Source organism: Arthrobacter sp. 179, from assembly GCF_052379645.1.
Lineage (GTDB): Bacteria > Actinomycetota > Actinomycetes > Actinomycetales > Micrococcaceae > Arthrobacter_H.
Map to the genome: position 1 here is coordinate 20,832 of NZ_JBQSYU010000027.1, position 21,653 is coordinate 42,484.

The 21,653-nt window shown below is 67.0% G+C and carries 18 protein-coding genes, 2 tRNA genes and 1 pseudogene; 6 read left to right on the plus strand and 15 right to left on the minus strand.

Features of this window, described 5'->3' with window-relative positions; genetic code table 11:
* Nucleotides 1–59: 59 nt before the first annotated feature.
* The 4 genes and pseudogenes from ACT3UE_RS13945 to ACT3UE_RS13960 form a co-directional block, all read right to left on the minus strand.
* Entirely contained in the window at nt 60–770 is a 711-nt protein-coding gene (locus ACT3UE_RS13945; RefSeq protein ID WP_444553676.1) for a phosphoadenylyl-sulfate reductase, read from the minus strand.
* Nucleotides 767–2,486 (minus strand): annotated as a pseudogene (locus ACT3UE_RS13950) (nitrite/sulfite reductase). The gene ACT3UE_RS13945 and the pseudogene ACT3UE_RS13950 overlap by 4 nt, the downstream one beginning before the upstream one ends.
* A 76-nt stretch (nt 2,487–2,562) precedes the next feature.
* Entirely contained in the window at nt 2,563–3,294 is a 732-nt protein-coding gene (locus tag ACT3UE_RS13955) for a sirohydrochlorin chelatase (RefSeq protein WP_444553765.1), read from the minus strand.
* Nucleotides 3,294–4,061 (minus strand): SDR family oxidoreductase, encoded by a 768-nt coding sequence (locus ACT3UE_RS13960; protein ID WP_444553678.1) that lies wholly within the window; start codon nt 4,059–4,061, stop codon nt 3,294–3,296. Before ACT3UE_RS13960 ends, ACT3UE_RS13955 begins: the two co-directional genes overlap by 1 nt.
* A 148-nt stretch (nt 4,062–4,209) precedes the next feature.
* Between ACT3UE_RS13960 and ACT3UE_RS13965 the strand changes: the two genes are divergently transcribed.
* Nucleotides 4,210–5,823 carry a carboxylesterase/lipase family protein gene (locus ACT3UE_RS13965; protein WP_444566908.1) on the plus strand — a complete coding sequence of 538 codons (1,614 nt, stop codon included), beginning with the start codon at nt 4,210–4,212 and terminating at the stop codon, nt 5,821–5,823.
* 69 nt (nt 5,824–5,892) lie between these two features.
* On the opposite strand, the gene ACT3UE_RS13970 is transcribed toward ACT3UE_RS13965, so the two are convergent.
* The gene (locus ACT3UE_RS13970; protein ID WP_444553680.1) at nt 5,893–6,249 is read right to left on the minus strand and encodes a DUF488 domain-containing protein; all 357 of its coding nucleotides are present in this window, start codon (nt 6,247–6,249) and stop codon (nt 5,893–5,895) included.
* A 114-nt stretch (nt 6,250–6,363) separates the two neighbouring features.
* Here ACT3UE_RS13970 and valS point away from each other — a divergent pair, with 114 nt between their 5' ends.
* Complete coding sequence (valS, locus tag ACT3UE_RS13975; protein WP_444553681.1) at nt 6,364–9,030, plus strand: valine--tRNA ligase; 2,667 nt, start codon at nt 6,364–6,366, stop codon at nt 9,028–9,030.
* Here the strand turns inward: valS and ACT3UE_RS13980 are convergent.
* From ACT3UE_RS13980 to ACT3UE_RS14010, 7 genes are all read right to left on the minus strand, one after another.
* On the minus strand, nt 9,017–9,661 hold the full coding sequence (locus ACT3UE_RS13980) for a mycothiol-dependent nitroreductase Rv2466c family protein (RefSeq protein WP_444553682.1): 645 nt from the start codon (nt 9,659–9,661) through the stop codon (nt 9,017–9,019). The genes valS and ACT3UE_RS13980 overlap by 14 nt on opposite strands.
* Before the next feature lie 79 nt (nt 9,662–9,740).
* Nucleotides 9,741–11,033, minus strand: coding sequence for an ATP-dependent Clp protease ATP-binding subunit ClpX (gene clpX / locus ACT3UE_RS13985; protein WP_444553683.1), 1,293 nt, complete (start codon nt 11,031–11,033; stop codon nt 9,741–9,743).
* Nucleotides 11,034–11,190: 157 nt separating this feature from the next.
* Nucleotides 11,191–11,853, minus strand: coding sequence for an ATP-dependent Clp protease proteolytic subunit (locus tag ACT3UE_RS13990; RefSeq protein ID WP_444553684.1), 663 nt, complete (start codon nt 11,851–11,853; stop codon nt 11,191–11,193).
* A 47-nt stretch (nt 11,854–11,900) separates the two neighbouring features.
* Complete coding sequence (locus tag ACT3UE_RS13995) at nt 11,901–12,494, minus strand: ATP-dependent Clp protease proteolytic subunit (RefSeq protein WP_444553766.1); 594 nt, start codon at nt 12,492–12,494, stop codon at nt 11,901–11,903.
* Between the two features lie 291 nt (nt 12,495–12,785).
* The gene (gene tig, locus ACT3UE_RS14000) at nt 12,786–14,147 is read right to left on the minus strand and encodes a trigger factor (protein ID WP_444553685.1); all 1,362 of its coding nucleotides are present in this window, start codon (nt 14,145–14,147) and stop codon (nt 12,786–12,788) included.
* Nucleotides 14,148–14,232: 85 nt separating this feature from the next.
* Nucleotides 14,233–14,306 (minus strand) — tRNA-Pro (locus tag ACT3UE_RS14005).
* Between the two features lie 88 nt (nt 14,307–14,394).
* Nucleotides 14,395–14,826: a hypothetical protein gene (locus ACT3UE_RS14010; RefSeq protein ID WP_444553686.1), complete on the minus strand. Its 432-nt coding sequence runs from the start codon at nt 14,824–14,826 to the stop codon at nt 14,395–14,397.
* 172 nt (nt 14,827–14,998) lie between these two features.
* On the opposite strand from ACT3UE_RS14010, the gene ACT3UE_RS14015 reads away from it, so the two are divergent.
* Both ACT3UE_RS14015 and ACT3UE_RS14020 read left to right on the plus strand, forming a co-directional pair.
* Nucleotides 14,999–15,069, plus strand: a tRNA-Gly gene (locus tag ACT3UE_RS14015).
* A gap of 73 nt (nt 15,070–15,142) precedes the next feature.
* Nucleotides 15,143–15,802: an alpha/beta hydrolase gene (locus ACT3UE_RS14020; protein WP_444553687.1), complete on the plus strand. Its 660-nt coding sequence runs from the start codon at nt 15,143–15,145 to the stop codon at nt 15,800–15,802.
* A 21-nt stretch (nt 15,803–15,823) separates the two neighbouring features.
* Here ACT3UE_RS14020 and ACT3UE_RS14025 read toward each other — a convergent pair whose 3' ends face one another.
* From ACT3UE_RS14025 to ACT3UE_RS14035, 3 genes are read right to left on the minus strand one after another with little or no spacing between them, the layout of a single operon-like run.
* Nucleotides 15,824–16,732, minus strand: a complete 909-nt coding sequence (locus ACT3UE_RS14025; protein ID WP_444553688.1) for an Fpg/Nei family DNA glycosylase — start codon at nt 16,730–16,732, stop codon at nt 15,824–15,826.
* 2 nt (nt 16,733–16,734) lie between these two features.
* Entirely contained in the window at nt 16,735–17,208 is a 474-nt protein-coding gene (locus ACT3UE_RS14030) for a ribose-5-phosphate isomerase (RefSeq protein WP_444566909.1), read from the minus strand.
* A 42-nt stretch (nt 17,209–17,250) separates the two neighbouring features.
* Nucleotides 17,251–18,303: a lactonase family protein gene (locus tag ACT3UE_RS14035; RefSeq protein WP_444566910.1), complete on the minus strand. Its 1,053-nt coding sequence runs from the start codon at nt 18,301–18,303 to the stop codon at nt 17,251–17,253.
* A 238-nt stretch (nt 18,304–18,541) separates the two neighbouring features.
* Between ACT3UE_RS14035 and pepN the strand changes: the two genes are divergently transcribed.
* A complete protein-coding gene (gene pepN, locus ACT3UE_RS14040; protein ID WP_444566911.1) occupies nt 18,542–21,088 on the plus strand; it encodes an aminopeptidase N in 2,547 nt (848 codons plus the stop codon).
* A 101-nt stretch (nt 21,089–21,189) separates the two neighbouring features.
* Nucleotides 21,190–21,653 (plus strand): OsmC family protein (locus ACT3UE_RS14045; protein ID WP_444553692.1); only part of this gene is annotated, 464 nt, incomplete at its 3' end.

Here is a 21,653-nt window from a genome sequence, read left to right on the forward strand (position 1 = left end):
GGGTGTTCCTCCCTGGGGAGTCGAAGGGTTCGTGGGGGCTGGCCGGGTGGGGGCCGGGGTCAGACATGGATGCCGCATTCGGTTTTGGTTTGTCCCGACCAGCGGCCCGCCCGCGGGTCCTCGCCGGGGGCGACCTTGCCGGTGCAGGGCCGGCATCCGATCGAGGGGTACCCCTGGTCCAACAGCACATTGCGTGGGAGCCGGTTTCGGGTGGAGTAGTCGTTCAGTTCCTTGGCGCTCCATCCGGCCAGGGGGTTCACCTTCACCAACGAGTGGGCTTCATCGAAGTCGACCAACGGGGTGTTCGTGCGGGTGGGGGCCTCATCGCGCCGCACCCCGGTGAACCAGAGCCGGTAGCCGGCCAGGGCACGGTTCAACGGGTCCACCTTGCGCAGGGCGCAGCATCGGCCCGGATCGGTGGCGAAGAGGTCCCGTCCTTCGGTGGCGTCCTGGTCGGCGACGCCCTGTTCGGGCCTGACGTCCACGACGTTCACCTCGAGTGAGCGGGCGACCTCGTCCCGGGTGTCCAGCGTCTGGGCGAAGTGGTAGCCGGTGTCCAGGAACAGGACGTCGATCCCGGGAAGCGTTCCGGAGACCAGATGCGGCAGCACGGCGTCGGCCATGGAACAGGCGACGGCGGCTTCGGCGGTGGAGAAGTGCCGGGCCACCCAGGCCAGGACGTCCTCGCTGGCGGCGTCGAAGCCGAGTTCGGCCGCTCCGCTGCTGGCCAGCTCGCGCAACGCTGCGGTGCCCGTGGACGGCCCGCTCATCGCAGGCTCCCGTCGTCGGCCCGATGGGCCCAGGCCGCGAAGGTCTCCCCCGTGGCGGATTCGTCGGCATAGGTGCGCACGAGCCGTTCGACATACCCGGGCAGGTCGTCGGCGGCGACCTTGAGCCCGCGAACGGTGCGGCCCAGACCGGCTTCCTCCCGGGTCTCATCCGCCAGGCCGCCGCCCAGGTGGACCTGGAAACCAGCCTTCTGGCCGCCCTCCCCGTCGGGCAGGAGCTGGCCCTTGAGCCCGATGTCGGCGGTCTGGACGCGGGCGCAGGAGTTGGGGCAGCCGTTGACGTGGAGGCTGAGTTTGCGCGGCATCTTCCCTTCAAGATCCGCCAGTCGTTCCTCCAGGCTGTCCACGGCGGCCGCCGCCGTGTCCTTGGTGTCCACGATGGCCAGCTTGCAGAATTCGATGCCGGTGCAGGCGATCGCGGACCGGCGCACCACGGAGGGCCGGGTTTCGAGTCCGAGCTCCCGCAGCCCGGTGATCACCGCTTCGACGTCGTCCTCCTGGATGTCCAGGACGACGATCTTCTGGTGGGGGGGTGGTGCGCAGACGGGCGGATCCGTGGCGTTCCAGCAGTCCGGCCAGCCCGGTCAGCCGGGTTCCGGAGAGCCGGCCCATGCTGGTGGTGGCCCCGAGGTAGAAGAGTCCGTCCTTCTGCCGGTGCACCCCGCTGTGGTCCCCGGGCACGTTGGTGGGTTCGGGGGCCGGACCGTCGGGCAGCGCATGGCCGAGGTACTCGCGTTCGAGCACCTCGCGGAACTTCGCAGGGCCCCAATCGGCCATGAGGTATTTCAGCCTCGCCTTGTTCCGGAGCCGGCGGTATCCGTAGTCACGGAAGATCCCCACGACGCCTTCCCAGACGGCGGCGGCCTGGTCGGGGGCGACGAAGGCCCCGAGTCGTTCGGCCAGCCGTCCGTTGGTGGACAGTCCGCCGCCGACCCACAGGTCGTAGCCGGCCCCGAGTCCGGGGTGGCGGACCCCGACCAGGGAGATGTCGTTGATCTCGTGGACGACGTCCAGGGAAGGGTGTCCGGTGATCGCGGTCTTGAACTTCCGTGGCAGGTTCGAATACAGCGGGTTGCCGATGTAGCGTTCGGCGATCTCCTCGATGGCCGGGGTGGGGTCCAGGATCTCGTCGGCGGCGATCCCGGCCACCGGGGAGCCGAGGATGACACGGGGGACGTCGCCGCAGGCTTCGGTGGTGTGCAGGCCGACGGATTCCAGTCGCCTCCAGATTTCGGGGACGTCACGAACATCGACCCAGTGCAGTTGGATGTTCTGCCGGTCGGTGACATCGGCGGTGTCGCGGGCGAATTCGGTGGAGATGGAACCGATGACGCGCAGTTGTTCGGTGCTCAGGGCGCCGCCGTCGATGCGTACCCGCATCATGAAGTAGCGGTCCTCGAGTTCGTGCGGTTCAAGGGTGGCGGTCTTCCCGCCGTCGATCCCGGGTTTGCGTTGGGTGTAGAGACCCCACCAGCGGAATCGGCCGTGCAGGTCCTCGGGGTCGATCGAGTCGAAACCCTCCCGGGCGTAGATGGTCTCGATCCGTTCGCGGACGTTGAGCCCGTCGTCGTGCTGCTTCCATTCCTCGTTGGGGTTCAGCGGGGTGGTCCCGTCGACTTTCCATTGGCCCTGGGGCCTGGTCGGTGGGCGGGACCTGGAGGGCCCGGGGGTTGGCTGGGTATCGGTTGCCTGAGTCATGGCTGCGAGCCTAGGGCGGGGTTTTCACCGCTGTCGCGCCCGCCGGTCATCAGCCGACACGTTGCTTTTCGTGACCTCAGCCGGCCTCGAAATCAGCCTCCGACAGGGCACTGTGAAGTCTTGCGGCGACACATTCGGCGATCGTGACGTCCGGGAGCAATGGTGCGGTCACATAATTTGCCCCGGCGCCGCCGAGGCGTTCCTGGAAGAATCCCGGCGCCAACAGATAGGACACGACGCCGACCCGGACTCCGGGGGTTTGCCGTCCCGCCTGCTCCACCGCATCCTCCACCCGGGGGTCGGCCGCCGAGCAGAACGCGGCCTGGACCGGGGCCCCCAGGGCCGCTGCCAGGGTCCCGGCGCTGTCCCGGGCCTGCTGTTGGCCCGAAGGCACGCGGGTCCCTGCCGAGGCGAGCACCACGGCGTCGTCGGGGCCCCATCCGGCCTCGGCCAGGCGGCGGGCCATCACCCCGGCCAGCCGGGGATCGGCCCCGATGGGCTCCGCTGCGATGGTGTTCGTCCTGGAGGCGACGGCCTCGGCCACGTCGACGCCGGTGTGGATTCCCAGCGAGAGCAGCAGCGGCAGCACCACCGCCGCCTCCCCGTCGGGGAGCTGTCCCAGGACCCTGGGCAGGTCCGGGTCCTGGACGTCGACGTAGGCCTCATGGACCTGCACCGACCAGCCATCCTCGGCGTGCTGGTCGTCCACCAGTCCTGCGACCTGGGCCCGGAGCTGGTCGATGAGCTGGCGCCCGCGGGGATCATCGGTGCCGTGGGCGCAGGCGATCACGTGCAGTGGGCGGCGCATCACGTGGTGCGGATCATCTTGTGGTTGGCGGCCTGGGCCACGGGACGGACAACGATCTGGTCGAGGTTGATGTGATGCGGCAGGGCCACCGAATACAGCACGACGTCGGCGACATCCTCTCCGGTCAGCGGTTTCTCCACCCCGGCATAGACCTGGTCGGCCGCCTGCTGGTCCCCTCCCAGCCGGTTGAGCGCGAATTCCTCGGTGTGCACCAGACCGGGCACGACCTCGATCACCCGGATGTTGTTTTCGGCCTCCTCGAGCCGCAGCGCCTGGGTCAGCCCCTGTTGGGCGAACTTCGCGGCGTTGTATCCGCCCCCACCCTCGTAGCCGCCCAGAGCCGCCGTGGAGGTCAGGTTCAGGATCGTCCCCTCGCCGTCGGCCCGGAGCATGGGCAGGAACGCCCGGATCATGTTCATGGTGCCCACCACGTTGACCCGGTACATCCAGTCCCAGTCGGCGCTCTTAGCCGTACCGATCCGGTCGACCCCCCGGGCGCCGCCGGCGATGTTGATCAGGGTGTCGATCCCTCCGGATCCGGCGACCACGGCCAGCAGGGCCGCGACGTCGTCCGCGTCGGTGACATCGGCGACGACCGGGGTGATCCCCGTGTCCCGGGCCAGGGCCTCGAGCCGTTCCGCCCGGCGGGCCACCGCATAGACCGTCCAGCCCTCGGCCGCGAGCCGACGGGCCGTGGCCTCGCCGATCCCGCTGCTGGCACCGGTGACAACTGCTCTTTTCATGGACTGCTGGGTCATTGAGGTCATGCCTCCAGCCTAGCGAGGCCCGGGCCGGAACCCTGCCCCGGCAGCTGTGGACCTCCCGCTTCAACGGTGCAACTCTGGAGGGACAAACCTCCAGTTGGAGGACTGCCGACGCCGGAGGGCGTTGCCACCCCGACGAAAGCGGGCGACCGTGAGGCACCACCGGCATCTGATTCCCCGGCATGACGGGGCCCGACGTTCCCCGGCCCCGGGAGCAACCGGCCTGCCGGATGTCCAGGTGTTCGGCGGAGTGGTCCGCGGCGTGCGGGAAGGCAACGTGCTTTCCTGGCGCGGCATCCCGTATGCGGCGCCGCCGGTGGGGCCACTGAGGTTCCGGGCCCCGGCCCCGCCGTCCGGCTGGACCGGGGTCAGGGACGGCTCCCGGTTCGGGCCGACGGCTCCGCAACCCACCAGGGCCCATCACAGCCGGGCCGGGGCCCCGGACTGGTCCAGCGAGGACTGCTTGAGCCTGAACGTCCAGGCCCCGGTGCCGGCCCTGGCGGATGCGGATTCCCTGCCCGTCATGGTCTTCATCCACGGCGGAGGATACTTCCAGGGCTCTTCGCGCGACTTCTCGGGGCAGGGGGAAGGCTTCGTCGGGACGGGGCGGGCCGTCTACGTCAATTTCAACTACCGTCTGGGCCCCTTGGGATATCTGGATTTCAGCAGGTACTCCACCGCCGAGCGTCCCATCGAGTCCAACCTGGGTCTGCGCGACCAGGTGGCCGCCCTGGAATGGGTCCAGCAGAACATCAGGGCGTTCGGGGGCGACCCGGACCGGGTGACGGTGTTCGGGGAATCGGCGGGAGGGAATGCGGTGACCACCCTCATGGCCACACCGCAGGCCCGGGGGTTGTTCGCCCGCGCCATCGCCCAAAGCGCTCCGGCCGACGCCGTCTACCCTCCGGGGCTCACCGCACGGTGGGCGGAAGAATTCCTGTCGATCCTCGGGGAACAACACCCTGCCAGCTCCCGGCCGGGGCCTGCTACGGACCCGGTGCGGGATCTGCTGCTCAACGGTTCGGTCCCCGATCTGCTCGCCGCCGCCAGGATCCTGCAGGTGCACACCCCGGAGGCCTATCCGGGAGGTTTTTGTTTCGCCCCGGTCATCGACGGACGCTACGTCCCCGAACACCCGATCGACGCGATCGGCAGTGGCCGGGCGGCCCGGGTGCCGCTGATCATCGGGACCAACGATCGAGAGGGATCGGTCTTTCGTGGCCGCTGGGATATCCTGCCCGGTTCCCCCTCGCGCATCGCGGGGGTCTTTTCCCGCTCCCCCCGGGAGACCTGGTCCCAGATGCACGCCGCCTATCCCGGACTTCCCGAATCCAGGACGGCGGCGGACTTCGGTGGGGATTACGGGTTCTGGTATCCCTCCACCCGGGTGGCCGACCTGCACTCGCGCTTCGCACCGGTCCACGTCTACCGCTTCGACTTCGCCCCGCGGCTGCTGAAGATCGTCGGTCTGGACGCCACCCACGGGGTGGAGATGTTCGCCCTCTTCGACCGCACCGACGTGCCCTTGGCGCGGATGATCACCTCACTGGGAGGCCGGGAGGCCTATGCCCGCGCCGGGCAGCGGATGCGCGGGCGGTGGCTCAGGTTCGCCGAATCGGGCACCACCTCTGCGACGTGGCCGCCCTACGACGAGGCGACGAGGTCGACCCTGATCATCGAAAGCACCGACCACGTGGAGAATGATCCGCGCCGCCGGCGCCGAATGGCCTGGAGCGCGTTCATGCCCCGACCCGACCAGCCGTAGAGCCCGGCCCGGGCCCCGGAGGATGAGCCGCCACCCGGGGCGTGAGTACCCCCTGGGGGCTGCGGCTGCTCAGAGGTTTTCGTCCAGGAACTCCAACAGGACCACGGCATTATTATGTTCCTCGTCCTTGGTGGCATAGACGAGGACGACGTCGTCCTTGTCCTTGACCAGCTCCAGCAGGCGTTCGGCCTCCTCGGTGGCCGGACCGTCCTCGAGTTCGGCGATGTACTGCTCACGGAATTCCTCGAACCGGTGCTCGCGGTGGTTGAACCAGGCCCGCAGTTCCGCCGAGGGGGCGACTTCCTTGGCCCATTCGTCGAGCTCGGCGTCCTCCTTGGCGATGCCTCGGGGCCACAGCCGATCAATCAGGATCCTGTAGCCGCCGTCCGGGGCCGAGTAGGCCCGCTGCATTCTGATCTTGCCCATGACTCGATGGTAGGCCGAATCCTTCCGTGCTGCTCGTCGCCTCCGGAGCGTGTGGATGACCAGGAGGCAGGGGATGGAATCGGGGCTGACCTGCCGACATGGAATACTGGTCCCATGGCTGAACAGAACTTGGGCACAGACACGCCCGCGACCGTAAGCGTCCCCGACAAACCGGCACTGGAGGGCCTGGAAGCCAGGCTCGGACAGCGCTGGCGTGACGAGGGAACCTACGCCTTCAACCCCGAGACCACCCGCGATCAGGTCTACTCCATCGACACTCCCCCGCCCACGGCGTCGGGCTCCCTGCACGTGGGACACATGTTCTCCTACACGCAGACCGACGTGTTGGCCCGGTACCAGCGCATGCGAGGCAAGAACGTCTTCTACCCCATGGGGTGGGACGACAACGGCTTGCCGACCGAACGCCGCGTGCAGAACTTCTACGGGGTGCGCTGCGATCCCAAGACCGCCTACGACCCGGCCTACCGTCCCCCGGAAAAGCCGGCGAAGAACCAGCGTGATTGGGACGTCGTCTCCCGACGGACGTTCATCGAGCTGTGCGAGGAGCTGGCCGTCCAGGACGAGAAGGTCTTCGAGCACCTCTTCAGCACCCTCGGCCTGTCGGTGGACTGGAACCTGACCTACCGCACCATCGACGACACCTCCCGTGCCGTGTCCCAGCGGGCCTTCCTGCGCAACCTGACCGATGGCGACGCCTACATGGCCGAGGCACCGACGCTATGGGACGTCACCTTCCGCACCGCCGTGGCCCAGGCCGAACTCGAGGACCGCGAAGTCGACGGAGCCTACTACCGGTTCCCGTTCTTCGCCGAGGACGGCACCGAGATCCACATCGAGACGACCCGTCCCGAATTGCTGGCCGCCTGTGCCGCGCTAGTGGCCAACCCCGATGACGAGCGCTACCAGCCACTGTTCGGCAAGAAGGTCACCTCCCCGCTCTTCGGCGTCGAAGTCGAGGTGCATCCGCACCATTTGGCCAAGGCCGACAAGGGCTCGGGCATTGCCATGGTCTGCACCTTCGGCGACCTGACCGACGTCACCTGGTGGCGCGAACTGCAGTTGCCCACCCGCGCCATCATCGGCCGGGATGGCCGCATCCAGGGCCAGGCCCCCGAGTGGATCACCTCCGAGGCCGGGCGCGAGGCCTTCTCCCTGCTGGCCGGCAAGACCGTGTTCTCCGCGAAGGAAGCCGTGGCGTCGATGCTGGTCGATGCAGATCTGCTCGACGGCGAACCCCGCAAGATCACCCATCCGGTGAACTTCTTCGAAAAGGGCGATAAGCCCCTCGAGGTCGTCAGCTCGCGCCAGTGGTACATCCGCAATGGCGGACGGGATGCGGAGCGTCGCGAACGCATGATCGCCCGCGGCCAGGAGATCGAGTTCCACCCGGAATTCATGCGCTCGCGCTACACGAACTGGGTCAATGGGCTCAACGGCGACTGGCTGGTCTCCCGGCAGCGCTTCTTCGGTGTGCCGATCCCCGTCTGGTACCCGTTGGATGCCCAGGGCAACCCGGACTACGAGCATCCGCTCGTCCCCGACGATGCCCAGTTGCCGGTGGACCCGGTGGCCGAAACGGCTCCGGGCTATACGGCGGACCAGCGGGACGTCCCCGGCGGCTTCACCGGGGATGCGGATGTCCTCGACACCTGGGCGACCTCTTCGCTGACCCCGCAGATCGTGGGCCGGTGGAGCCGCGACGATGAATTCTTCGCCAAGGTCTTCCCCTTCGACCTGCGTCCCCAGGCCCACGACATCATCCGTACCTGGCTCTTCTCCACCGCGGTGCGCGGCGATGCCCTGCACGATTGCGCCCCGTGGAAGCATGCGGCGATCTCCGGGTGGATCCTGGACCCGGACCGCAAGAAGATGTCCAAGTCCAAGGGCAACGTCGTGGTCCCCACCGATGTCCTGAACGACTTCGGGGCCGACGCCGTGCGCTATTGGGCTGCATCGGCGAAACTGGGCGCCGATACCGCCTACGAGGTCGCACAGATGAAGATCGGCCGCAGGCTGTCGATCAAGATCCTCAACGCCTCCAAGTTCGTGTTGAACCTCGGGGCCACCCAGGCCAACGTCTTGGACGGTGATGCCCACCTGATCATCAATGGTCTGGACCGGTCGCTGCTGGCCCGCCTCTCGGAGGTCATCGAGGAGGCCGAACGCGCCTTCGGGATCTACGACTACGCCCGGGCCCTGGACATCGTGGAGACGTTCTTCTGGTCGTTCACCGACGACTACGTCGAACTGATCAAGGACCGGGCCTACGGGGCCCGCGGCGAGGCCGAACAGGCCTCGGTGCTGGCGGCCCTGGCCACCACCTTGGATGCCGTGTTGCGCCTGTTCGCACCGTTCCTGCCCTTCGCTACCGAAGAGGTCTGGAGCTGGTGGCGGACCGGCTCGGTCCACCAGTCGGCCTGGCCGACGAACACCCACCTGACCGGCGCGGTGGAAGGCGCGGACACCGCCGTGCTGCCCACGGTCGGTGACGCCTTGGGCGGGATCCGCAAGTCCAAATCCGAGGCCAAGGTCAAACAGCGCACCCAGGTGCTTTCAGGGGTCGTCCGCGGCCCCGCAGTGATCCTGGACCAGGTCAGGGCCGGACTGGGCGATCTGCTCGCCGCGGGCAACGCAGTGGAGTTGGACCTGCAGGAAGGCGGCGAGGAACTCGTGGTCTCCGATGTGGTGTTGGCCCCCGCCGAGGAGCCGGCCACCACTGTCGGGACCCTACCGGGCCCGGAGGCGCTTAGGACGCATTGACCTGGGAGAACTGCTGACGTTCCTTGGTGAACTGCGGTGCCCCGGTGCGGGTGCGCTTCAGTTCGAAGAAGTACGGGAACGAGGCCAGGGTCACGGAGGCGTCGAAGAGGCGTCCGGCTTCCTCCCCCGAGGGGATCTCGGTGATGACCGGTCCGAAGAAGGCGGTGCCGTTCAGCGCGACGACCGGGGTACCGACCTCCTGGCCCACCAGGGAGATACCCTGCTCGTGGCTGGCCCGCAGGGCCGCATCATGCTCGTCGTTGGCGCCGGCCTGGGCCAGCTCGGCGGGCAGCCCGACACGCTCCAGCGCGCGGGTGATGACCTCGGCGAAGTCCTGGATTCCGGCATAGTGGATGAGTTCACCCATGGCCGTGTAGAGCTCGCCGACGACTTCCTGTCCGTGGGCTTCCGCGGCGGCGATGACGACCCGTACCGGGGCCCACGCGCTGCTCAGTCCCTTAGGGAATTCGCGTTCGACATCTTTGTCCTCGTTCAGGACGGCCAGGCTCATGACATGCCATTGGACTTCGATGTCACGGACCTTCTCCACTTCGAGGATCCATCGCGAGGTGGCCCAGGCGAAGGGGCAAAGCGGGTCGAACCAGAAATCTACGGCCGTGGTCTCGGACAAGGTGTTCCTCCTGAAATCGGTGCATGAACTCGGTGCCGACCCATGACGAGCCTGCCCCGCATTCGGTACAACGACCGGATCAGGCGGACTTATTCCGTCGTTTATTCACTACTTCGGCAGAAATGAGCGTCGGTTCACTCACCCGGGCCACCACTTCGGCGTTGATGACGACCTCGGCGATGTCCTCGCGGCCGGGCAGATCGAACATGATCGATCCCAGGGTCTCCTCGAGGATGGCCCGCAGCCCACGGGCCCCGGTGCCGCGCTCCAACGCCAGATCGGCGATGGCTTCGAGGGCATCGAGTTCGAAGGTCAGTTCCACACCATCGAGGCGGAACATCTTCTGGTACTGCTTCACCAGGGCGTTCTTCGGCTCGGTCAGGATCTTGATCAGGGCCTCGCGGTCCAGGTTCTCCACGGTGGCGATGACCGGCAGGCGCCCGATGAACTCGGGGATCAGACCGAATTTGAGCAGGTCCTCGGGGCGGACATCGGAATACTTGGCATCCTCGGAGTTCAGTGCGGTCAGCGGCGCCCCGAATCCGATCCCCTTCTGCCCGGCCCGGGAGCCGATGATCTCCTCGAGACCGCCGAAGGCCCCGGCCACGATGAACAGCACGTTCGACGTGTCGATCTGGATGAACTCCTGGTGTGGATGCTTGCGCCCACCCTGGGGCGGGACCGAGGCCACGGTTCCTTCGAGGATCTTCAACAGTGCCTGCTGCACCCCCTCCCCGGACACGTCACGGGTGATGGAGGGGTTCTCCGATTTACGCGAGATCTTGTCGATCTCGTCGATGTAGATGATGCCCTGCTCGGCCTTCTTCACATCGAAGTCCGCGGCCTGCAGGAGCTTGAGCAGGATGTTCTCGACATCCTCACCGACGTAGCCGGCTTCGGTCAGGGCGGTGGCGTCGGCGGCGGCGAAGGGCACATTCAGCCGGCGCGCCATCGTCTGGGCGAGGTAGGTCTTGCCGCAACCGGTGGGCCCGATGAGCAGGATGTTGGACTTGGAGACCTCGACGTCATCCAGGGCATCCACGTCGCCCAGCTGGGCCGCTGCCGTGGAGCCGGTCCCCGATTGGATGCGCTTATAGTGGTTGTACACCGCGACCGACAGCGAACGCTTGGCGCCCTCCTGGCCGATGACATATTCCTGCAGGGAGTCGAAGATCTCGCGGGGACGCGGCAGTTCGAAGTCGGGACCGGCCTCGATCTCGGCCAGCTCCTCCTCCATCAACTCGTTGCACAGCTCGATGCACTCGGTACAGATGTAGACGCCTGGACCGGCGATGAGCTTGCGGACCTGCTTCTGGCTTTTGCCGCAGAACGAACACTTCAGCAGGTCGGAGCTTTCACCCATACGAGCCATGGTGTTCTTCCCCTAACGTGTTACAGAAACCACACGGCGGACGCCGCATGATGATGTCTAGCTACAACTCTAGGTGAGTTGCCCGACAGAATAGGTGACCGGACGGCCCGTGGTGCGAAAAACCTACGGGACGCCCGGTCACGGCAGCCATCATCGACTACTTGTTGATGGCCTGCTGCTTGATCTTGCGGGGGCTGAGCACCTCGTCGATCAAACCGTATTCCTTGGCCTCGTAGGCGGTCATGAACAGATCGCGTTCGATGTCGTTGCCGACCTGCTCGGGGCTCTTGTGGCTCTGCTCGGACAGCGTGGTCTCCAACCAGGTCCGCATGCGCATGACCTCTTCGGCCTGGATCTGCAGATCGGTGGCCGTGCCGCGTTCCCCGCCGCCCATGGCCGGCTGGTGGATCAGCACGCGCGCGTTGGGCAGTGCCAGGCGCTTGCCGGGGGCACCGGCGGCCAGCAGGACCGCAGCGGCGCTGGCCGCCTGGCCGAGGCAGACGGTCTGGATCTCGGGACGGATGAACATCATCGTGTCGTAGATCGCCGTCATGGCGGTGAAGGACCCGCCCGGTGAGTTGATGTACAAGGTGATGTCACGCTCGGGGTCCATGGACTCCAGGACCAGCAGCTGGGCCATCACGTCGTCGGCCGATGCGTCATCGACCTGGGTGCCGAGGAAGACGATGCGGTCTTCGAACAGCTTGGCGTAGGGGTCCTGGCGCTTGAAGCCGTAGGGGGTGCGCTCTTCGAATGAAGGGAGGATGTAGCGGGCGGACGGCATTTCGCCAGCGGTGCCTTCGTTGCCGGTGTAATTCATGTTCTTCTCCTGGGGGGGGTCTGTGGGGATGCTCGTCGGCTGGGTGGCTAGTTCTTGACTCCGCCGCCGCCGGAGACCGTCACGGAGTTCACGGCGATGTGGTCGAAGAAGCCGTACTCCAGGGCCTCGGGGGCCGTGAACCACTTATCGCGGTCGTTGTCCTTGAGGATCGTTTCCAGCGTCTGTCCGGTCTGTTCGGCGGTGAGCTCGGACATGACCTTCTTCATGTGCAGGATCAGTTCGGCCTGGATCCGGATATCGGAGGCCGTGCCGCCGATGCCGCCGGAGGGCTGGTGCATCAGGATCCGTGCGTTCGGGGTCGCGTAACGCTTGCCCTTGGTGCCCGAGGAGAGCAGGAACTGCCCCATCGAGGCGGCCAGCCCGGTGGCCACGGTCACGACGTCGTTCGGGATGTAGTTCATCGTGTCGAAGATCGCCATGCCGGCGGTGATGGAACCACCCGGTGAGTTGATGTACAGAAAGATGTCCTTATCCGGGTCCTCCGCGGAGAGCAGCAGCAACTGGGAGGAGATGGCATTGGCCGACTCGTCGCTCACCTCCGTGCCGAGCCAGATGATGCGCTCCTTCAGGAGTCGGTTGTAGATGTAGTCCTCGCGACTGGCTGCATCGACCGAGGCCATCTTCGGGGTGTGGGATTCCGTCGTCATTTTCGAATACCTCTCCATGGGTGCCATGCGACGTGGCTCTTCCGGCCACGTACGGTAGCGCTTGCTTTCCTTGACACTACTGCAGTCACAACACGCGCCGCGCCCGCGATCATTCGCTGTTCGCTGATGGCGCATACCCCCGGCGGGGGCCCATCGCCCGTGGCTTAACTGCAGGTGCCTTCGGCTTAAAAAACGACGGCGGGGCCGCCTGCATGAGACGGTCCCGCCGGTGCAACCGGGAAGGGTTGCCGTGGTTTCGTGTGGCTACTCGGCCGATTCCGCCGAAGCGGAGGAGGCCGAGGATCCGGAGGACGCCGAGGACTCGTCCTCTTCGCCGGCCGGGCGGACGAAGTCGGTCAGGTCAACGTCCTTGCCGTCGGTATCGGTGACCTTGGCCAGTTCCAGGACCTTGGCCAGTGCCTTGCGGCGGCGGACCTCACCGATCATCATCGGCACCTGGCCGGCACTGTCGAGCATCTGGGCGAACTGGTTCGGGTCCATGCCGTACTGGCTGGAGCTCTGGACGATGTAGTCGATGAGCTCGGACTGCTCGACACCGACCTCTTCCTTTTCGGCGATCTCGTCGAGGATGACCTCGTTCTGGAACGCCCGCTCGGTGTTGGTCTTGACCTCGGCGCGGTGCTCGGCGGTGTCGTGCTCTTCGCCGGGGTTCTCGTTGCCCTGGGCGAAGTGCTGCTCGACCTGCTCGTCGATGACCGACTCGGGAACCGGCACGCTGACCAGCTCGGTCAGCTTGTCCATGACCTTGTCGCGGGCCTGGACCCCCTGGTCGACGAGCTTGGACTCGGCGGCCTTCTGGGTCAGGTCCTCGCGGAGTTCGCCGATGGTGTCGAACTCGGAGGCCAGCTGGGCGAACTCGTCATCGGCGGTCGGGAGTTCGCGCTCCTTGACGGCCTTGACGATGACCTTGACCTGGGCGGTCTCCCCGGCATGCTCGCCGCCGGCGAGCTTGGTCTCGAACGTGGCATCCTCGTCGGCGGACAGGCCGGTGACGGCCTCGTCGAGGCCTTCAAGCATGGTGCCGGAACCCACCTGGTAGGACAGATCGGTGGCGGCGTCGACCTCCGTGTCCTCCACCGTGGCGGTGAGGTCCAAGGTGATGAAGTCCTGGTCGGCGGCGGGGCGCTCGACGTTCTTTAGCGTGCCGAAGCGGCCGCGCAGTTCGTCCATGGCGGTCTCGACGTCGGCGTCGGTGGCCTCGACGGCGTCGACCTGGACCTCCAGGCCGGTGTACTCCGGCAGCTCGATCTTCGGGCGGATGTCCACCTGGACATCGAAGACCAGGTTGCCCTCGGTGGCCGTCGGCTCCGGGACCTCGGTGATCTCGACCTCGGGGCGGGACAGCGGGACGATCTCCGTCTCGCGGACCGCTTCCTGGTAGAACTCGTTGAGCCCTTCATTGATGGCCGTCTCCAGCACATAGCCGCGGCCGACACGCTGGTCGATCAGGCGGTTCGGGACCTTGCCCTTGCGGAAGCCGGGAACATTGATCTGCTCCGCGATGGACTTGTAGGCCGCGTCGATGTTCGGCTGCAATTCGGTGAGGGGAACCTCGACATTGAGCTTGACCCGGGTGGGCGTGAGGTTTTCGACGGCGCTCTTCACTACGTAGCTCTCCTGAATGATCTGGGCTATAAAGACACTGCACACTCGTCCCCGATGTGGAGCTGACGGGGCTGAAGGTTCAGAGTCGGGGTGACAGGAGTTGAACCTGCGACCTCACGCTCCCAAAGCGCGCGCTCTACCAAGCTGAGCTACACCCCGATTGGTGCAGAGGCTAGTTTACGCAGAATCGACGCGGAACAACTAATTGCTGACAAGCTCCGGGGCCCACCATGGCGCGGGCCCGTCCCTACTGGTCGTCGGCGATCTGCGAGACCGGTTGCCGAATGATCCATTCGTCACTGGGCAAACGGTCCATGTAGTAGAACCCGCCCACCGCGGATGCACGATTCGGTGGGGCCTCCGGATGGTAGTTCAGCACCAGTCCCCGACGCTGCAACCAATCCAGCCAGGCGTGCAGGGCGTGGACCTGCTCATCGGGAACGTCCCGGCCTGCCCGCTGGCGCAGCAGGACCCGGATATGGGCCATCACGGCGCTGCGATGATGCTCGGACTCCACGGTCCAGGGCAGGATGTCGCGGTAGGAAGGCCGTCCCGCGGGGGCCTGGCCCCGGTCCAGGGCCCGCTGGACGCCGGCCGCAGTGACCCCGTAGCGCTCGGCGATCTGCTCGATGGTCACTCCCAGCTCGCTGAGTCCCCGCAGGATCCGAAGATCCGGCACTTTCCTGGGTCCGCCCAATTTCCACCCCCATGCCCCGCCGTCCGGGGCCTCGTCACGACGTCGGATCCCGACCTTTCGAGCATGCGCCGCCCGGGGACCGGCGTCAATTTTGCCGTGCTCCGGACCCACTGCTAATGTGGTCCAAGCAACGGGCCGCAAGGCCCGTCTTTGCGGGGATGTAGCTTAATGGTAAAGCCTCAGTCTTCCAAACTGATGACGCGGGTTCGATTCCCGTCATCCCCTCCGCATGCGTCGGGCCGCCCCAGGGCGGCCCTTCGTCGTTAAGGGGCGCGGAACGGGGTGCTAGTGTCCGGCCATGCGCATCTACGTTCCCGGGGCCAACCGCACCGGCAGGGCCGCCTGGCCGAAGTCCACCGATGACGAGGGACTGTACGTCTCCTTCGCCCCGGACTCACCCGTGGAGCAGCGGGCCACCCTTCTGGGACAGCTGAGGACAACGGAGCCCGGCACGGTCATCGCCCATTCGTTGGGGGCCGCTCCGACCTTGCTGGCCATCGCCGCCGGGACACTGCGTCCGGCGCGGCTGGTCCTGGTCGAACCGGCGCTCTTCGACCTCATCCGTGGCACCGCATCCGTGGAAGAGCACATCGCGGTCATGACCCGGGCCCGGAAAAAGGCCGCCGAGGGCGATCTCTTCGGCTATTGGGCGCTAGTGAAGCCCCGGCTGTTCGGCGGGCCCGCACTGGCAGCGGATTGGCCGCAGGACGAGCCCCACGCCCGTCGGTTCAGCACCCTTCCACCACCGTGGGGACACGACATCAGCCCGGACCTGATCGAGGCGCTACCCACCCTGGTGCTCAGCGGTGGGTGGAACGAGCATTACGAGGCCGTCGCCGAGGTCCTGGCCCGGCAGGGGGCCGGGCACCGGATCCTGCCCGGCAGCGGGCACCGGGCCCAGGACGATCCGGGATTCGAGGCACTGATCGCCTCCTTTGAACAGCTCACGGCCGGCTGAAGCCGCGATCCTCCGGCCGGATCAGGGCACCCGACGGGTCGGGGCTTGGCAGCCGGGGCACCAGTAGAGCTTGCGTGCCGCCAGTTCGGCCAGCCCGATCGGGGTGCCGCAGATCAGGCATGGCCGACCCTGGCGCTGGTAGGTGTAATAGGCATGATCGGGCCAGACCGGGGCCTCGGGATCGCTGCGGTCCCGGACCCGGGTGGTGATGATGCGGCCATCCCTGACCCCATCGGCCATCATCGCGCAGATATCGGCCCACAGCGCACGCAGGGCCGGAACCGGGACATCGCGGCCGCGCATCCATGGATCCAGTCCGGCCCTGAACAGTGCTTCGGCCCGGTAGATGTTCCCGACCCCGGCGATCAGCGACTGGTTCATCAAGGCCGCGGCGATGACGGTGCCCGTGGCCCCGATCCGGCCAACGAATTCCTCTTCCCCCGCAGCGGTATCAGCCCCCAACGGGTCAGGTCCCAGGCGCCACCGAACCGCTTCGGCCTCCGGGATGGTCAGGACCTCGCAGACCGAGGGCCCCCGCAGGTCGGCCCAGCCGTGGGCGGAGACCAGGCGCATCCTGACCTGGCCCACCGGGGCGGGAGGGCCGTCGTAGGCGGCGGGAGCCTCGTCGTCGTACGCTTCCTTTTCGCCGATCCTCCGGGGTGCCCCGATGCTTGAGGCACCCCGGAACGTCTGGTCCCCTCCGAAGCCGAAGGCCCCGTAGAGGCCCAGGTGCACCCGCAGGATCCGTTCGCCGGAGAACCGGGCGAAGAGCTGCTTGCCGTGGGCCGTGGCCTCCAGGAGTTCATGGCCGTCCAACAGTGCAGCCCCGGCGGCGAACCGTCCCTGCGGGCTGGAGACCTGTAGCACCTGTCCGGCGAAGACGTCGTCCAGCTGGCGGGCCAGCCGGTGGACGGAGTGCCCCTCGGGCACCCCTAGTGCTCCAGCTGGCCGGTGGTTTCGTAGGCACCGATCTGCTGGATCCGCCGGATATGGCGTTCGTCCTCGCTGAATGGTTCGGCCAGGAACGCATCGATCAGTCCGGTGGCCTCCTCCAGGCTGTGCTGGCGGCCGCCGACGGCGACGATATTGGCGTCGTTGTGCTGGCGGGCCAACCGGGCGGTGTCCAGGTTCCAGGCCAATGCGGCCCGGATGCCCTTGACCTTGTTGGCGGCGATCTGTTCGCCGTTGCCCGAACCGCCCAGCACGATCCCCAACGAATCCAGCCCGCGGGCCCGTTCGGCGGCGACCGCTTCGGCGGCGTTGATGCAGAATCCCGGGTAGTCGTCCTCGGCGTCGTAGGAGGTCGGGCCGTGGTCCACGACGTCGTGGCCGGCACTGCGCAGATGCGCCACGAGGTGGGCACTGAGATCGAGTCCGGCATGGTCGGTGGCAATATGAACGCGCATGGTGTCCTTCGGGTCATCCGTGGCAGGGGAACATTTCCCACCTTACAAGGGGGCGACGACCTCGATCCACAGCGGGCCTGCTCCCGTGGCCACCCGGTCGGTCGCGGTGAGCGTGCCGTCCTGGGCGGAAATCCCATAGGCACTGAGGTGGCCCGAGAGTTCCCCGCAGACCAGCAGGTGGTCCCCGCCGGCATCCACGCCGGCCCCGCGGGGCTGCTGCTCGGTGTCGGTGGTGCGCAGGTAGTCCAACATGCCGGTGTCCGGGTCGATGGAGAAGGTGGAGATCGTCGAGGTCGACCGCTCGGTGGTGAACAGGAACCTGCCCCGTCCCCCGATGCGGATATCGGCGCACCAGATGGCGTCGGGGCCGGGCACCGGGCCACCGGGGTGGCGGGCGAAGCCCGGGATCAGGCCCAGGGAGGCCGGGACGGAGTCGATGCGTTGGATCTCGGTCAGGGCCCCGGAGACAGCGTCCCGCTCATGGACGGCGACCTCCCCGGACATCTCGTGGATGACATAGACCCGCGAGGCATCCGCGTTGAAGAGCAGGTGGCGTGGGCCGGAGCCGGTGGGGGCCTCGACGGAACCGACCAGTGTCAGTTCCCCCGGCGCCACCGCATACCAGACGACCCGGTCGCTGCCCAGGGAGGCCGCGTAGACGTAGCGGCCGTCGGGGGATGCCCGCACGCTATGGGCCTTCTCCCCCGGGCTGGGTGCCTGGACCGCGTCACCGACCGGAAGCCCCTGGTCGTCCAGCGCCACGGAGTTCACCGCGTCCTGGTGGTAGGAGGCACTGCGGACCGTCCGTCCGTCGGCATCGAGGCTGATGTAGGCCGTGTTGTCCGCCAACTGCACGCTCGCGGTCTCGCCGAGCCGGCCGGTGGAGGAATCGATGCGCAGCGCGGTGAGCCTGGGGGGCTTGCTGGAGGCCCCGGCGTAGAGCAGCCCGAGTTCCCGATTGGAGGCCAGTGACCGCACCCCGTCCACGGGCACCGGCCCACCGGCGGGGCCGAAGGTTCCTGCCCCGGGATCGAAGGCGAAGGTCTCGACGGTTCCGGCCTTGGCGCAGCCAACGTAGACATGGGTCTGGTTCACGGTGCTTCTCCTGGTCATCGACGCGGGGGGATGCGGGACGGATCCCGTCCACCGATCCTATCCGGCCTGTCCCCGGCGCGGACATGGGCCCCGGCGCCCCTGGCCGGGTCGGATGGCCCCAGGTAGCGCCATCCCGCCCATTAAGTGAGACAATAACCGTAATGTTCAGGAATCGCTTCAGATATCCGCGCTCTCTGGACCGCCATCAACCGCGAAAGACAAACAGGGAGGCATCACCGTGCCAGGATTGAATCTCACCCGCGACGAAGCGCGCGAACGCGCCGGATTGGTCACCGTCGAGAGCTACGACATCGAACTGGATCTCACCCGGGGCGAGAAGGTGTTCGGGTCCACCACGACCGTGAACTTCGAGGCGACCGCCGGGGCCGACACGTTCATCGATGCGGTCACCGACATCGTCCACTCGGTCACGCTCAACGGGGTGGAGCTGGATCCGGGGACGGTCAGCGACGGCGTCCGCATCCAGTTGCCCGGTCTGGCCGCACGCAATGAGCTGCGCATCGTCGCCGATGCCCTGTACATGAACACCGGTGAGGGCCTGCACCGTTTCGTGGACCCGGTCGACGACGAGGTCTACCTGTACTCGCAGTTCGAGGTACCCGACGCCCGGCGCATGTTCGCCGTCTTCGAGCAGCCCGACCTGAAGGCGGCGTTCTCCTTCACCGTCACCGCCCCCGACTACTGGGACCTCATCTCCAACTCCCCCACCCCCACGCCCTCGCCCGCCGGGGACGGGAAAGCCACCTGGGCCTTCTCCCGCACCGCACGGATCTCGTCCTACATCACCGCGCTGATCGCCGGGCCCTATGAGGCGGTGCGCAGCGAATTGACCAGTTCCGACGGGCGGACCATCCCGTTGGGCGTCTTCGCCCGCAAGTCGATCATGGAACACCTGGATGCGGAGAACATCTTCACCCTGACCCGCCAGGGCTTCGAGTTCTACGAGGAGCAGTTCGGCACCCCGTACCCGTTCGAGAAGTACGATCAGCTCTTCGTCCCGGAGTTCAACGCCGGGGCCATGGAAAACGCCGGGGCCGTCACGTTCCTGGAGTCCTACGTCTTCAGGTCCCGTCCCACCGATGCCATGGTCGAACGCCGGGCGATCACCATCCTGCACGAACTGGCCCATATGTGGTTCGGGGACCTGGTGACCATGCGCTGGTGGAACGACTTGTGGCTCAACGAGTCCTTCGCGGAATTCATGTCGGCCCTGGCCGCTGCGGAGAACACCGAGTTCAGCCAGGCCTGGACCACCTTCTCCTCGATGGAGAAGTCCTGGGCCTACCGACAGGACCAGTTGCCCTCCACCCACCCGATCAAGGCCGACATCAACGACCTGCAGGACGTGCAGGTCAACTTCGACGGGATCACCTACGCCAAGGGCGCCTCCGTACTGCGCCAGCTGGTGGCCTGGGTCGGCCAGCAGGAGTTCATGGCGGGGGTGCGCGAATACTTCGCCAAGCACGCCTACTCCAACACCGAGCTGGCCGACCTGATGCGCGAACTCGAGGCCTCCAGCGGCCGCGACCTCTCCGAATGGACCCGCCTATGGCTCGAAACGGCAGGGGTCAACAAGCTTGAAGCCGAGATCGCCACCGACGACGACGGCACCATCACGTCCTTCGCCGTCGTGCAATCGGCCACCGAGTCCCACCCCACCATCCGCCCCCACCGGGCCGCGGTGGGATTCTACGACCTGAACGACGCCGGCCAGCTGGTGCGCACCCACCGCCAGGAACTCGATGTGGCCGGGGAACGCACCGACGTCGAGGCCCTCGTGGGCAGGAAGCGCCCGGACCTGGTGCTGGTCAACGACGACGATCTGGCCTATGCCAAGATCCGTCTGGACCCCGCCTCGCTGCAGGTCGCGATGAAGCACCTGAAGGACTTCGAGGATTCCCTGCCCAGGACCCTGGTCTGGGGTTCGGCCTGGGACGCCGCCCGCGACGCCGAGACCCCGGCGCGTGAATTCGTCGAGCTGGTGCTGCGCAACATCGGCCACGAGTCCGATTCCTCGGTGGTCCTGGTCATCCTGGGCCAGCTGAACACGGTCCTGGACTACTACGTACGCGAGGAGGACCGCGAGCGGATCGGCGACCAGGCTGCCGACCGGCTGTGGGTGCTGGCCCGCGAGGCCGAATCCGGTTCGGATAAGCAGCTGCAGTTCGTGAAGGCCTTCGCCTCCCGGTCGCACACCGCCGACCAGCTGGACACGGTCGCGGCCTTGTTCACCGGCGAACAGAAGCTCGACGGACTGCAGGTCGACGCCGATCTGCGCTGGCACCTGCTGACCGCGCTGGTCGCCGGTGGGCGGGCCGCCGCCGCGGACATCGCGGCAGAACTCGCCGCCGACGACACGGCCAACGGGCGGTTGGCCGCCGAAGTGGCCCGGGCCGCCATCCCGACGGCCGCCTCGAAGCTGGCCACCTGGGAGGCCATCATCGATGGCGGAGAGCTGTCCAACACCCATCAGCGCTCGGCGATCACCGGTTTCAAGCGGGCCCATGATCCCGCCCTGCTGGAACCGTTCGTGGAGAAGTACTTCCAGACCATCCAGGGGGTCTGGGAGTCCAAGAGCTGGGAGATCGCCCAACAGATCATCGTCGGGTTGTTCCCGATGGCCCAGACCAGCGAGGCCACGCTGGAAGCCACCGATGCCTTCCTGGAGCAGCTGGGCACCGGCAGCCCTGCACTGCGCCGGATGCTGGTGGAAAGCCGCGATGCGATGGTCCGGGCCCTGGCCGCCCAGGCCGTGGATGGCTAGGGCCCTGACTGGTTGATGCACTGATCCCCCGGGTCCCGGCTCCCCACGGAGCCGGGACCCGGGACGTTAATCGCCCGGGAATTCGGGCCTACAGTGGTGCCATGGATCCGTATCTGCATCAGTACCAGGTCGATGTCCAGTGGACGGGAAATCGCGGGACCGGGACCACCGGCCATCGCGATTACGGCAGGGAACATCTCCTGCGGGTGGACGGTCTGCCGGATCTTCCCGGCACCGCCGATCCCACCTTCCACGGTGACCCCGATCGGTGGAACCCCGAACAACTGCTGCTCGGCGCCCTGGCCCAATGCCATATGTTGTCCTACTTCCATGTGGCGGTGAAACATTCGGTGGCGGTGACCGGATACACGGACGCCGCCACCGGGACGCTGCGCCTGAACCGTGACGGCAGCGGCGAATTCACCCAGGTCCTGCTCCGGCCGCGCATCGTTCTGGCCGATGAGTCCCAGCGGGACCTGGCCGACACGCTGCATGAGAAGGCCCACCGGTTGTGCTTCATCGCCCGGTCGGTGAACTTCCCGGTCCTCAACCGGCCCGAAGCACC